The organism is Nostoc sp., assembly GCF_036917195.1.
Taxonomy (GTDB): Bacteria; Cyanobacteriota; Cyanobacteriia; order Cyanobacteriales; family Nostocaceae; genus Nostoc.
Genome location: NZ_JBALDG010000066.1, coordinates 240,913 through 254,202, shown reverse-complemented (window position 1 = coordinate 254,202; position 13,290 = coordinate 240,913). Strand labels below are relative to the sequence as shown.

The window sequence follows — 13,290 nt, the reverse complement described above, 5'->3', positions numbered from 1 at the left end:
GTGCGCCCTGCACATGGACTACTGACTAGAAGCTGAAGAAGGCGTCTACACTCGTAAGGTATCTTCACTAAAAATTACAGCGTCAACCTTGATACCTGATCATTTTCTGTCGATATCTAACTGTACTTGCAATCCATCATTGTCACTCCCAGACTGAGCAGGTGTTAAGAAAACAGAAGTGTCTGGCAGTGATAATGATTCGTTAAACTGGATTTTGACTGGAGTTTTATTGCCTCTTCTATTATTGTTGGAGATGCTTGCTGGATTAGTTTGCTCAAAAAACCTTCCAAAGTCATCTTGGGCTGTTCTATTATCAATTCCAACTAGAGAATCACCAGTTAATCTGTATTGTTCTAGATTTGAGCTTGATGTCGGTGACTGGGCGTACACCTGGCTTCCTAAGCTTGCAAAGGCTGCGGTAATTCCCAACAAAGCAATAATTTTGGTGTTCATTTGTTTTATCCAAATTATCTTTGATATTGCTTGTCTTTATTATCTGGGTAAATTATTTTAATTAACTCTATCGTTAGGTTATACTACAATAATTATATTGCGTATATACTTAGATCGTCAATGATTCCTGCTCTGTGTTGCGTAAAATAAATAGAAAAAATATTAGCCAAGCTATAACCTTGGCATCCCTTTAGACAGTGCGATTATCTGGTTTAGTTTCCAAACAATCGCGGTTGAGTTCGTTGAGATATGCCAGGATTAAATCAGAGATATTTAAGAGTCGCAGTAGGGCGATCGCCCTCAGCAAGAAAAGCGATCAAAGATAGTAAAGTCATCGAAAGATAAAAGTTAAAATTTGTTTAAGCGATCACTACAGTAGATAAAGCGGTAAAATTGCGACACCGATAGCAAAGCGTTAGGGAGTATTCGAGCGTCATAGCCCGTCGTAGACATCGCTAACAAGATTTGGACAAACTGACCTAACCGACGTTTCCAGATAGCACGAAAAGTAGACTGACGTTGCAGGATTACTAGATTTTCTCGAATTGCCGCTGTAGTGGGATGATTAACCCCTAAAATGCGATCGCACATTACCAAAGCTTGGGTGTAGAGGGGTTCGGCTTCGCTGTACCGCCCAAAGCTATAACCAAGCCTTGGAAATTTTTCCCAATCTCAACTTTTATCATAGGTCAAATTACCTGGATGCGATCGCGCATTTGGAGTCAGAGTAATTAAATCGTCAATATTGCGTTTCATTGTGTCGCAAATCGTATCTAGAGGTAAGTCGTTGGGGTCATAACCAAAAGGGTTTTCTATCTCCAAACCGATGGCTTCAATGCCAAATACTGTAAAACCAACCAAAGCAGCAATTAAACCTGTCCACCAACCCAAACTATCCACTATTTGAAAAGGTAATAGGAAACAATATAGTAATAATAATTGTTTAAGATGAATGGCATAAGCTAATGGCATAGGTGTTTTTAAAATCCGTTCACAAGCACCTAAATTATCCACCAGATTATTCAATAATTCTTGCATAGAAGTTAACTGATAGCTATTAAGGCAATTGCGATGATACTGCTCCTGTAAATAATCTCCTATCCAAAAGGCAACCTCTATGGGGGGATTATTCATAATCTTCAGTTTTATATACTTAGTAGATGGCATTAAATCTTCTAACTCGCTATTCACTGCTTCTCCCCGCAAATGTAATTTGGTTGTCACAGCAAAAGCTACCAATAAATTTAATGCTGTAATTTTATTGTCTTTATCTTCTGGTGATATTTCATCAATTGATACCCAAATCTGCCGGGCCAGATTTCGGATGTTATTTACTAAAGATCCCCAGCATTTTCTCCCTTCCCAAAATCTCTCATAAGCAGTATTTGTGCGAAATACAAGTAACAAACCTAAAACAATACTGGGAATAACACTTCCTAAAATAGGTTGGGATACAGGCATCTCAAAATGGTCAAGTATAGAAATCAAAAATCCGAAAGCTCCGCACCATAAAATATGTTTGTAAATTGCTTTCATCACCGAACCTTTAAGTTGTAATTTGGTGCGTAGCCATGTGAATTTTTCGGCTGTCATGCAGTCACCCTAAAAGAATATTTAGTGAACCGATAGATTAAACATCGATACTTTAAAAATAATAACTATAGAAATAGCACAATTGGCAAAGAGGATACTGTAATAAGTAGTGTTAGGAAGATCACAGGATATGCTGGCGGCAATGACTATATCCTACCTTCTGTGACAATCCACTGAGGTCGGAAGGGGGAGCAGGGGAGGCTAGTGCGTTGCGCGGGTTAAGAGCGTTGTAGCAACTGCCGTAAGGCAGGGGAAGGATTGTTATATAAAAGTCAAAAGCGATGCCTACGGTGGTCACTTACTTGTACTGAGCATCTCGGCTTCTCTACGAGACGCTCTTGCGTTCGCTCGATAGAGCTGCAGCCGAAGTAGTCGAAGTAGCTTTGCCGTACCCCTACGGGGATCTTGCTAGCAAGAGCGTCTCCAAGAGTTGTACTGGCTACGCCTATGCAGCAATTGTAAATAAATGTAAAGATTTCTCGGTGGCTGCATAAATCCCGTGCCTCATCCCGATAAATCTATAGAACAAAAGGTACATGGCTATCGATGATGGTTATACAACATTAGTCTCTATCATGTATGCCAGTAAATTAAAAAGTTCTAACCTGTACAAATCCTGCCCTGTAAATTGAATGTTTAGACATAACTTATTTAGTTATGTCTTTTTTTTGCAGTTAGTCTCAAAACGTTGAATTTCAATCAAATAACCACTGGGATCACGGAAAAAACAGTGGTAAATGTTGTACTTTTCATTTAGTGTAGGTGGCTTTTCAAATTTGACGCCACGTTCTTTGAGACATTCAAACCACTCATCCACCTGCTGTGTTACCAAGGTAAAAATGACACTTGATTGCTTGTCGGCTGGAGGATCTGATGTTTTGGTTGCTTGACACAATCCCAAATATCCAGAGCCACTAACAGTATAAATTCGACAGGTTCCTTGATCAAGCCACAATTCCAAACCCAGCTTTTGTTGGTAGAATTCTGTGGATGCAGTGAGATCATGGGTATAAAAGAAAGTAATCTGCTGTTCAATTGGCGGATGATCAGACATAAAATACATTTGAGTATATACCCCAACGACATCTGGCGATCGCATAGGTAAAAATTAATTGATGTTAGAAACCTGTTACTGCTCCAGAATGCCTCAAGGGCGTCTGGAGTTTCTTTTTGGAAAAAGCGATCAAAATTTTCTAAATCATCCGGATATGCCAGAACATGGCTGAATAGGGATACATACTGAATTATTTATATTTAACACACGGCATCACTGTTGATGTACCCCTCCTAGCAAACAACTCTCGCAAAGCAGCCTCAGATAAACTGGGGCTGTTTTGCGTTGCTTCCAACGAAAAAGGTGTGTAAACGAGAAGCACAACAGTTGAGCCTTAGACATCCTTAGCTTTATTTGGGTGTATACCCTGATGACGTAGGATGCTATCACGGTGAAAATTTGATATAGGTAAATGCGTATCTTTCCTGGCTCCAGATTTGTCACAAATATTTCTGGAGTTTTTTCATTATTGGAGTTTAAAAATTACCCATCTAGGTCTAAACTCCAGTGAATATTTTACTTTTCTATAGATTGACAGAATAAGTAAAGCAAAGTATGACTTACCCGAAATCATATCCGGTGAAATTGGTGAGCTTATTGCAACTGATGGAAGAAAATTTTCTTTAAATGTTTTATTATATACAGGGTTTACTACAGGGCTTCGACAATACTCACAGCACCCTTTAGCACGTTCGGCAACAGCCTTTTTCTGTTGCATCGTGACTCGGTTTTCAGGCATACATTTGCGTCTGAATTCCTAAATTGTCCATTAAAGCAATAAGTGAAATCCCGCACAGACGCGCTAAATCTGCTATCTGACTTTTCACGGTATCTGGAAAATCTCACTCCTTCTAGGAGAGAGACTTTGAATTTTCCCCCTTCCCGATGCAGGAAGGGGGTTAGGTTTTTCATGGGCCTTTCTATACAACGTGAAAAGTCAGATCAGCAGAGAGCCAAATCTTGTTAGAACTATTAACCAAACCAATGAGAAGGTTCACAAGCTGGTTCAACTGTTTCACAAAGATGATTGCTAATCCAATCTGACTTTTCTTGAATAATTAAACAAATGCCTTGGTGAATCAAATTTTGTAAATGTAGTTGCTGCTCAAAGGGCTTACGAGGCAACTTGTAAAAAGCCAAGCTTCCTTGTTTAGCCTCTGCTAGCGGAATCTGTCCGTCAGACATCACGCTATAAAAGGAGGGAATGCGGTTGAGGACGAAAGCAATTAGCTCTTGACGTAAGTCAGGAATCGCAAAGGCTTGTTGATATGGATGGGATGGATATGTATCCAAAACGCTTTCAATCTCTCCTACTACTGATTGCTGTGTTAAATTGACTACCGTTTTCATAATTTTTAAACTCCTTTTTTAATCTAGTCAATGGTTGGTGGAGAAAACAACTTTTTTAGATGCCAACGTCGTGATCACAATCAGTTAGAAGTAATTCAACTGATAGATACAATAGACTCTGAAACTAACCTTTTATCTTGGTAGAATATCAGACATTTGGCTTTGCTTATTTGAGTTAAGGTCTATACTGGTTCACAGCATGACTTCTTAAAACAGCGTCCAATAAGCTGGTAAATTACCGACATTTTATATTTATAATCCTAATTATTTCAAACTTCTGCCTTTTTGGCAGAAATTTACATAAAACGCAGCATCAAGGCTAGGGGATCAAGATTAACGGCAAGAAAAAAACTTGAATTAGGAACAAGTTTTTAATCAAGTTAAGCTTTTTTGGTAATTTACATCACTTTTTCAGGTCTGCTGCAAAATTTGCTGTTTAATCTAAAAAACTTATTTGTTGCACGTTTGTTTAGTAAGTCATAAAAATAGCAACTCACTATAGGGCAGAATCAGTCTAGCGACAGATGAAATGAACTAGTAAAAACATTTATTAAGTTCACATTATCTAAAGGTAGATGACGCAACTGATTATTAATTTCATCAGCCGCAGCTAATCCAGAAAGCATTGCACCTTGCACAAGATTGCAGCCACACCAATCACCACAACAAATTAAAGGTAGGGGAGTTGCGGCAGACAAAAATGCTTCGTGCCAAGGACGGCTAGGAAAAGCATAACGCCAACGATGTACTTGCATCCATTCAGGAGTATTCAGCCAAGGAAGGGACAGAGATTCAGCTGCTCGTTGCAACATATACTGTCCGGCAGGTTGTAAATCCTGTGATTCTAGATGACGTTGAGCAAAATCAGCGCTACTTTGCACCACAAAATGTGGCTGTTGAGGGTTAGGACGCTTGCTACTGTCCAAACTTCAAGGATATGGCGCGTAGACGCGTTGGCGCAGCCTCTCGTAGAGAAGCGGCTTGTCGTTAGACATCGCAATATTTCCACAAAACGTCACAACAATTCACCCTTTGGCTTCAAGTAACAAGCCCCATGATCCGCCCAAGTTCCATGCAAGCGACGTGTAGCCAGTCTTCCTCCCAAGCCACGGGACTTTTCCACCACTAGCACCGAATATCCAGCTTGACTTAATTGCTGGGCGCAGACTAAACCAGCTATTCCGGCACCAATCACTGCAATATCAGTCATGAGTCAATAGTCCTTAGTCATTAGTTATTAGTTATTATCAAAGGACAAAATTACTACTAATGACTGCTGAAAGCTAATAGTAGAATAAGGTACATAAAGCTGCACGGAAGGGAGGAAGGGAAATTGGATGAAATGAGGGCGGCGCTAGAGTTAGCGACCGAAGAAGAATTGCAAGACTTAACGGCAATTCTATTTAGTCGTAAGTTCAATCCCCTAGACTATGTACACACACCCGAACCCATCGAAGTACAAAGCCAAGACCGTAAAGCTTGGTTAGACGCACTAGAGGGTCGCTTTCGTTTTTTAGCGGCAGATGGGATGACAGTATTACGGGGACGCACAGGGCAGGTAACTTACCGACAAGCGCTAGTTCAAGTATGTAAGTATCTAAAAATTTCCTATTCTAATCAGCTGGCAACTATTGATTTAGAAGCAGAAGTATTTTTGCATCTGCTAGGACAGGTGTGGAAAAAATTACCTGAACAGGAAAAGCAAAAATTGACTGTACGGGTGCAGCATCAGCTGTTCAAATCAGAACTAAAACAACCGCTACCACTTTTATTGCAACGTGACCCCTTGGGGTTACTTTTCAAAGGCGGTAGTGCATTAGCGGTTACTTCCATGCTCCAGCCACTTGTACTTAAGCAAATTGCCCGGCAATTTGCCGTCCACTTTGCTACCTATGAAGTAGCCAAACAAGCGGTAATTACAGGTTCAGAAGCAGCTACAACCCAATTCCAAAGCTATCTAGCTATGCAAATGGCTCGACGGGGTATGACTGTGAGTGCAGCTCGTTATGGGGCAACCCGCAGTATGTTTGCTGTGATTGGGCCAATGATGTGGGCTTGGTTTTTTGCGGATTTAGGGTGGAGAGCGATCGCCACTAACTATGGTCGGATCATCCCTACCATCTTTGCCTTAGCTCAAATTCGCCTCACTCGTGAGGAATATTGGGAGCCAGCTTGAACAAAGCTTTTTACTATTTCAAGTCTCGTTGGCAATCTTGCTGGAACTATTCTCTATGGGCACTGTTAATCTTCCCATTGAGTCCTTTATTGGGGGCTGTGACTGTAGTTGTTGTATCATTAATAACTTTACTGAAACAATACCGGAAAATTAGTCGCCGCCCCCTCAACTGGGGATTTGCCCTTTTGAGTGTATTGCTGGTCATAAGTGCTGGGTTTGCCGATGACAAGACCGCAGCTTTCCTCGGCTTATTTAATTTATTACCATTCTTTTTAGTTTTCGCTGCCCATAGCACTCTGATTCAAACATTTGCCCAATTGCGGCAAATGGCTTGGATTTTGGTGATCGGTTCCATGCCAGTGTTAATTATCGGTTTGGGACAGTTATTTTTAGGCTGGAGTTTGAAGTTAGAGATTTTGTGGGTTGTCTTAGCTTGGACGATCAGACCAGGAGGAAATCCACCAGGGCGCATAGCCTCACTCTTCTTGCACGCTAACACCTTCGCTGCTTATCTAGCGATAGTTTTCATCTTGGGCTTAGGGTTGTGGCTCGAACAATGGCGATTGGGGATTAGGTATCGAAGATTGGGTATTGGAAAGAATTCAGTCCCCTTTCTCTTTTTAACCGTGGCGATGATTACAAATTTCATTGCCTTGGTTTTTACCAGTTCGCGTAATGGGTGGGGGATCGCTATTTTCGCCTGTTTAGCTTATGCACTCTACCAAGGTTGGCGCATTATTGTAGGTGGCGTTGCTGTGATCGTGTCTAGTGTGGTTTTGGCAGCTTTTGCTCCCTCACCAGTGGCTCAATTTTTTCGTCAGTACGTTCCTGCTTTCTTTTGGGCAAGGTTAAATGACGATATGTATCCAGATAGACCAATCGCTTTAATGCGAAAAACTCAGTGGGAGTTTGCCTGGTCTTTAGCTCAGGAACATCCTTGGACTGGTTGGGGGTTACGCAGTTTTAGTAGACTCTACAAAGCCCAGATGCAGATTCCCTTGGGTCATCCCCATAACTTTTTTTTGATGTTATCTGCTGAAACTGGTTTTCCCAGTACTTTTTTATTTTGTAGCTTACTCGCTTGGATTTTGATTACAGGCGTTCAATTATTGCGAAAGTCAAAATATATAAATACAGAAGACAGACTGATATTTTTCAGTTATCTTCTGGCTTTTGTTGCGTGGGTTCTATTTAATACAGTAGATGTAACCCTCTTCGATATTCGTTTGAATGCGCTCTCATGGTTAATTTTGGCTGCAATTTATGGAGTAGTAAATCGTTATAACCAAAAAGACAGATTTGCATCTCATCCAAATTAGTCAGTTAGGAAATAGTGAGCAGTAACTTAAAATTGCCATCAATTTCCGTGTATGCACTGGGGACATTTAGAGTTTTAAATTCATAAGATTACTATATTCACGTCTGTGACTGTGAGAGTGACTAATTAAGTATTAGTCGCTGTTGCTGATTGTTGGGAAGGTGTAGGAACAACCCTTTGCGGTTTTTCTGCATGACGGGCATCTCTTGTAGATGCCCTTTTGTATATTTATTATTTTATTCTTTAAAAAATCTTTAATTTGACGGAATATCTGAAAAATTTTTATCTTTCATCAAGGAAAATAAAACATGATTACTGAAATTAAACTAGGTCTTTGTAAGCCGCCATAACCTATTTATTTGTATGTAAAAAAAGGAGAATTAAGCGGTGAATCCTACTTATGGTATAATTACGATATCAATAATAAAATAACTATTCCTGTGCAACAAACAGGGCTGACTGGGTATATATCCGAACTTAAATTAACGACGAAAGAATTCGGTAAAATGGGTGTGTTGGTAACAAAAAAAAGACGCCTCCATAACCAATCTTATGCTTACAACAGCTGACTTTCTTCAGTACACCCAATGGTCGGGTATAGCCACCTTGGTATTTGCTGCCTTAGCAGTTTTGGCTTTTATTCTCAAATGGGGCATCCGCTTTCGGCTGGTGGGTACGACTGGCTTTATGCTGGTGCTGACAGCTGGTTTATTTGCACTCTCAATAGTCCCCTTGAGTCGGACTGTGATTCCCGGAGCAGTCCGGTACACTTTAGTTTATGACAATGGGTCAACACAAGCGGTGATTGCCACATCACCCCAAATTACACCCACACAATTAGAAGCAACTTTACGTCAAGCAGCTAGTAATCTCTTCTCTTATGGTCGCTCAGGTACACGCGAAGACGACAAGTTGACAGTTCGCGCCCGTACCATTATTCATCCGGAACAAGGGGCTTCTGTACCAGTTTACTTGGGTGAGGTGAAGCGATCGCTCGTTTCGCATCAAAATTCCCCAGTCACAGTCGAAATTTACACAGACAAATTCGCCCAATTGCCAAAACCTACTGCTTAAGAGGAGCACGGGGGCATACTTCGACACTTCGGCATGGTTCGACTGCGCTCACCAGCCGCTCAGTGCATCGCTGCGCTCAGTAACCAGGGGAGCAGAGGGGCAGGGGGGAATTGGACAATTTTTTCTTCAGCCCTCATTCTCCCAGAGGACAAAATAATTTACCTGTTATCAGAATGACAAAATTTATTTTGTATTTACTGATACATTAATAGTTATTTTTAGATTAAGATATTCACACTTTAGTGCTTCCACTGTAAGAAAAGGTCAATCAGCGTGCAAGTAATGGGTACTGAGAGTTTAGATTAAGAAATATCAAGGTTTTGGCAAACTAGATTATTATGTCTAATCAACTTTCTACTCAACGTTCTTTGTCTACTCAAACCTCTAGTTCATTATTTACGCTCACAGTTGCCCCAGCAAAAGTAATCCGTGGTTCTGAGGTGTTGCAAGCAGCCGCAGCAGAGATTGCCTGTTTGGGAAGTCGTCCCTTAATTGTGGCAGGTGAATCTACTCTCGCCATCAGCCGAAAAACTTTGCAACCAGTTTTAGAAACGCAACAGTTACATACTGCCCAAGCTACCTATGGTGCAGATTGCTGCGAAGCTAGCCTGAAATCTTTACAGAAGACGGCAAAAGAACATAAAGCTGATGTAATTATCGGTGTCGGTGGCGGCAAAGCCCTAGATACAGCTAAATTAGTCGCGCAGCAGTTACAGTTGCCAGTGGTGACAATTCCGACATCAGCAGCTACCTGTGCAGCTTGGAGTGCCTTGTCGAATGTTTATTCAAAAGACGGGGCATTTCTTTACGATGTGGGGCTGTCTCGTTGTCCCGATTTACTGATACTTGATTATGACTTGATTAATACTGCACCACAACGGACTTTAATAGCTGGAATTGGGGATGCGATCGCTAAGTGGTATGAAGCCTCAGTTAGCAGTGGGCATTTGCAAGATACTTTAATTATTGCTGCGGTGCAACAAGCACGAGTTTTGCGAGATATCCTGTTGCAAAAGTCAGCCGCCGCCCTGAAAGAACCAGCTAGTGAGGTTTGGCGAGAAGTTGTAGACGCCACTGTTTTACTCGCCGGGGTAGTTGGAGGACTTGGAGGGGCGCAGTGTCGCACAGTTGCTGCCCATGCCGTGCATAATGGTTTAACTCATATTTCAGGACATGGCAGTATTCATGGCGAAAAAGTTGCTTTTGGGATTTTGGTGCAACTGCGTTTAGAAGAAATGCTACAAGGCAATCAACTAGCTGCATCGGCAAGACAACAGTTGTTAAAGTTCTACACAGAAATTGGACTACCCCAAAAATTAAGTGATTTGGGATTGGGCAATATTACATTAGGCGAGTTGCAAACAGCCGCTGAAATTGCTCTGGTTCCTAATTCTGACATCCATCGACTACCATTTAAAGTCGCGCCAGAACAGTTGATGGCGGCAATGGTTTCCACCACTGCACCCATAGATAGTAGAGACATGAATCGAGTTTCGCCCAAGGGAATGAGTGACGAGGTTGAAGAATGAGTTTAAATTGGATTGTCCCAGCAGAACGTATACAAAAACTGCCACCTTATGTATTTGCCCGTTTAGATGAACTGAAATCTAAAGCACGCGAACAAGGGCTGGATTTAATTGATTTGGGTATGGGAAACCCGGATGGTGCAACGCCAGCACCAGTTGTAGAAGCAGCGATCGCCGCTTTAAAAGATCCTGCTAATCACGGTTATCCACCCTTTGAGGGCACAGCTAGTTTCCGCCGGGCAATCACCAATTGGTATCATCGCCGTTATGGTGTGGTTCTCAATCCCGATAGCGAAGCCTTGCCACTACTGGGTTCTAAAGAAGGATTAACCCATCTAGCGATCGCCTACGTTAACCCAGGTGATCTTGTTCTGGTTCCTTCCCCAGCTTATCCCGCCCATTTTCGGGGCCCAGCGATCGCCGGGGGGAAAATCCACAGTTTGATTCTCAAACCAGAGAATGACTGGTTAATCGATTTAGCTGCGATTCCTGACGAGGTTGCAAGACAAGCTAAAATTCTCTATTTCAATTATCCCAGCAATCCCACCGCTGCCACTGCCCCCCGCGAATTTTTTGAAGAAATCGTCGCCTTCGCCCGCAAATATGAAATTTTGCTAGTACATGACTTGTGTTATGCCGAGTTAGCTTTTGATGGTTATCAACCTACTAGCTTGCTAGAAATTCCTGGCGCGAAAGATATTGGTGTGGAATTTCACACCTTATCCAAAACCTACAGTATGGCTGGTTGGCGCGTCGGGTTTGTGGTGGGTAATCGCCATGTAATTCAAGGTTTACGGACGCTGAAAACTAACTTAGATTACGGCATTTTTGCCGCATTACAAACAGCATCTGAAACCGCCTTGCAACTGCCAGATGTGTATTTGCACGAGGTACAACAACGCTATCGTACCCGCCGTGATTTCCTTATTCAAGGATTAGGAGAGTTGGGTTGGGATATCCCCAAAACTAAAGCGACAATGTATCTTTGGGTGAAGTGTCCCGTTGGCGTTGGTTCCACAGATTTTGCCCTGAACGTGTTGCAGCAAACTGGTGTTGTTCTTACCCCAGGTAATGCCTTTGGGGTTGCAGGTGAAGGTTATGTAAGGATAAGTTTAATTGCCGACTGCGATCGCTTAGGTGAAGCTTTACATCGCTTTAAGCAAGCTGGCATCCGCTATCAACCTGAAGCCGTAGTCTCTGCTTCACAATAGAGATAGCGTCCCTTTAGGGACTTCCAAATAAAAAAATAATCAATCGTTTTGGTAAGCAGGGGGAGCAGGGGGAGAAGAAATCGGATAGTCGTATTGGATTACAAAAATTGAGTAATTTAATTTTTGTCAGTCCCTTATCGATAATTCGTGTTGATCGCAAATGGCAAAGGGATTTACGCGAATATTAGGAGAAGGTAAAGTTGCTGTTGCTAGTTCAGGTTTGGCAGCAAATGAGGTAGATCCCGTCACTGTTGAAGTGATGGTAGAAATTGGTATTTAAATTAGCAATCAGACTTCTAATATCAAGTTCGGATAATTAGTTATGATTCCCACAGTCATTGCACCCTACCCACCAAAGCTACGCTTTGGTGGGGTTTTTGGGGTTTTTTTATTTTACCTAACAACGAAGTCAGGATCTATACTGACTTTTCACAGTATCTGGAAAACCTCACTTCTATTTCTCTCTCCTAAAAGGAGGAGCCACTGCGCCCTTGCGCTCTGCCGACTTGTTCGCTCTTAGCGTTCCCGCTCTTTAGCACGTGGCGTTAGAGACTTTGAACTTTCCTCCTTCCCGCGTCGGGAAGGGAGTTATGTTTTTCGTGGGCTTTTTCAGATGGTGTGAAAAGTCAGAGTATAAATCAAGTTGAGAATTATCCGGATTGATGGACAAAAGTAGTGTAATTACTAAATATAAAATGTGATAAAAATTACAACATTAATTAATTTAGTATAAATAATTTTATGTTGTCTGATTTAGATTTAGTTCGAGAGTTTGTATACAACTCTATCCAGAAAAAAGATATTTTATTGGCAAATCGTTCTTTAACAGCACAAACAGTTTATAATATTAACCATCTGGCAACAAAGGCTGAAGGCATAATTGCCACTGCCCAATTAAATACCACACCAACTGAATTCTTAATTCGGTCTAACTCATCCCATTGGGAATTACTGAATCAGGCTTTATCAGAATGCAATTATCTGCTTAAAGGAAACATAGATAGTTGTGGTTTCTATCACTATCAACACTACCAAATCCCTAAAGACTATAGGTTGCAATGTACTAAATCTGTCGTTTTATGGCGAGCTTGGTGGAAATATCGCAAGAATATTTTACGACTAGGAATTCTATCGGATCTTTTAATCCAGACAAGAGATTCATGGTATCCAATCAGAGATTTAACCATTAGTGATGGACTTCTGTATATCAAAACTTTAGGAAATGAAATAGAAATTCATGCAGATGACCTAGTGATTTGGTTAAGCAAAATTGAAGTAAATTCTCAAAATTAGTCATTAGTCAAAAAGTTTACCCCTCCTTACCCCTAAGAAGTCAATACGCTTGGGTTAAGGAAATTTATCTGTTTAGGCAGGCAGGGGAAGCAGGGGAGGCAGTGCGTTGCGCAGGTTCCCCGCATTGTAGCAACTGCCGTGAGGCAGGGGGAGAGAAAAAGGGTTATCCCAAGCGTATTGCCTCTAAGTCATGTCCAAAAGCTTACGCCTTAATGACAAAAGCGCGGCATGAATTACGTAAG

At 41.5% G+C, this 13,290-nt stretch carries 11 protein-coding genes and 2 pseudogenes; 7 read left to right on the top strand and 6 right to left on the bottom strand.

The genetic code is table 11. The annotated features are described in order from the left end of the window. Positions 1 to 99: 99 nt before the first annotated feature. The 6 genes and pseudogenes from V7K40_RS21470 to V7K40_RS21445 form a co-directional block, all read right to left on the bottom strand. Positions 100 to 453 (bottom strand): hypothetical protein, encoded by a 354-nt coding sequence (locus tag V7K40_RS21470; RefSeq protein ID WP_334963208.1) that lies wholly within the window; start codon positions 451 to 453, stop codon positions 100 to 102. 348 nt (positions 454 to 801) lie between these two features. After that, positions 802 to 1,044, bottom strand: a complete 243-nt coding sequence (locus V7K40_RS21465; RefSeq protein ID WP_334963206.1) for a hypothetical protein — start codon at positions 1,042 to 1,044, stop codon at positions 802 to 804. A gap of 81 nt (positions 1,045 to 1,125) precedes the next feature. Next, positions 1,126 to 2,046 carry a bestrophin family ion channel gene (locus V7K40_RS21460; RefSeq protein ID WP_334963204.1) on the bottom strand — a complete coding sequence of 307 codons (921 nt, stop codon included), beginning with the start codon at positions 2,044 to 2,046 and terminating at the stop codon, positions 1,126 to 1,128. 655 nt (positions 2,047 to 2,701) lie between these two features. Continuing rightward, positions 2,702 to 3,100: a VOC family protein gene (locus tag V7K40_RS21455; protein WP_334963202.1), complete on the bottom strand. Its 399-nt coding sequence runs from the start codon at positions 3,098 to 3,100 to the stop codon at positions 2,702 to 2,704. Between the two features lie 972 nt (positions 3,101 to 4,072). Beyond that, the gene (locus V7K40_RS21450; RefSeq protein ID WP_334963201.1) at positions 4,073 to 4,450 is read right to left on the bottom strand and encodes a hypothetical protein; all 378 of its coding nucleotides are present in this window, start codon (positions 4,448 to 4,450) and stop codon (positions 4,073 to 4,075) included. A 509-nt stretch (positions 4,451 to 4,959) separates the two neighbouring features. After that, positions 4,960 to 5,660, bottom strand: a pseudogene (locus V7K40_RS21445) (FAD-dependent oxidoreductase). A 123-nt stretch (positions 5,661 to 5,783) separates the two neighbouring features. On the opposite strand from V7K40_RS21445, the gene V7K40_RS21440 reads away from it, so the two are divergent. From V7K40_RS21440 to V7K40_RS21410, 7 genes and pseudogenes are all read left to right on the top strand, one after another. Beyond that, the gene (locus V7K40_RS21440; protein ID WP_334963200.1) at positions 5,784 to 6,626 is read left to right on the top strand and encodes a YaaW family protein; all 843 of its coding nucleotides are present in this window, start codon (positions 5,784 to 5,786) and stop codon (positions 6,624 to 6,626) included. Continuing rightward, entirely contained in the window at positions 6,608 to 7,945 is a 1,338-nt protein-coding gene (locus V7K40_RS21435) for an O-antigen ligase family protein (RefSeq protein ID WP_334963491.1), read from the top strand. The genes V7K40_RS21440 and V7K40_RS21435 overlap by 19 nt, the downstream gene beginning before the upstream one ends. 551 nt (positions 7,946 to 8,496) lie before the next feature. After that, positions 8,497 to 9,018, top strand: coding sequence for a Ycf51 family protein (locus tag V7K40_RS21430; RefSeq protein ID WP_298904038.1), 522 nt, complete (start codon positions 8,497 to 8,499; stop codon positions 9,016 to 9,018). Between the two features lie 338 nt (positions 9,019 to 9,356). Continuing rightward, on the top strand, positions 9,357 to 10,547 hold the full coding sequence (locus V7K40_RS21425; protein ID WP_334963199.1) for an iron-containing alcohol dehydrogenase family protein: 1,191 nt from the start codon (positions 9,357 to 9,359) through the stop codon (positions 10,545 to 10,547). Continuing rightward, on the top strand, positions 10,544 to 11,755 hold the full coding sequence (locus V7K40_RS21420; protein WP_334963197.1) for an aspartate aminotransferase: 1,212 nt from the start codon (positions 10,544 to 10,546) through the stop codon (positions 11,753 to 11,755). Before V7K40_RS21425 ends, V7K40_RS21420 begins: the two co-directional genes overlap by 4 nt. A 160-nt stretch (positions 11,756 to 11,915) precedes the next feature. Next, a pseudogene (locus tag V7K40_RS21415) lies at positions 11,916 to 12,032 on the top strand (ArsC family transcriptional regulator); the annotation flags it as partial. A gap of 464 nt (positions 12,033 to 12,496) precedes the next feature. Further along, on the top strand, positions 12,497 to 13,048 hold the full coding sequence (locus V7K40_RS21410; RefSeq protein WP_334963195.1) for a hypothetical protein: 552 nt from the start codon (positions 12,497 to 12,499) through the stop codon (positions 13,046 to 13,048). Positions 13,049 to 13,290 lie beyond the last annotated feature (242 nt).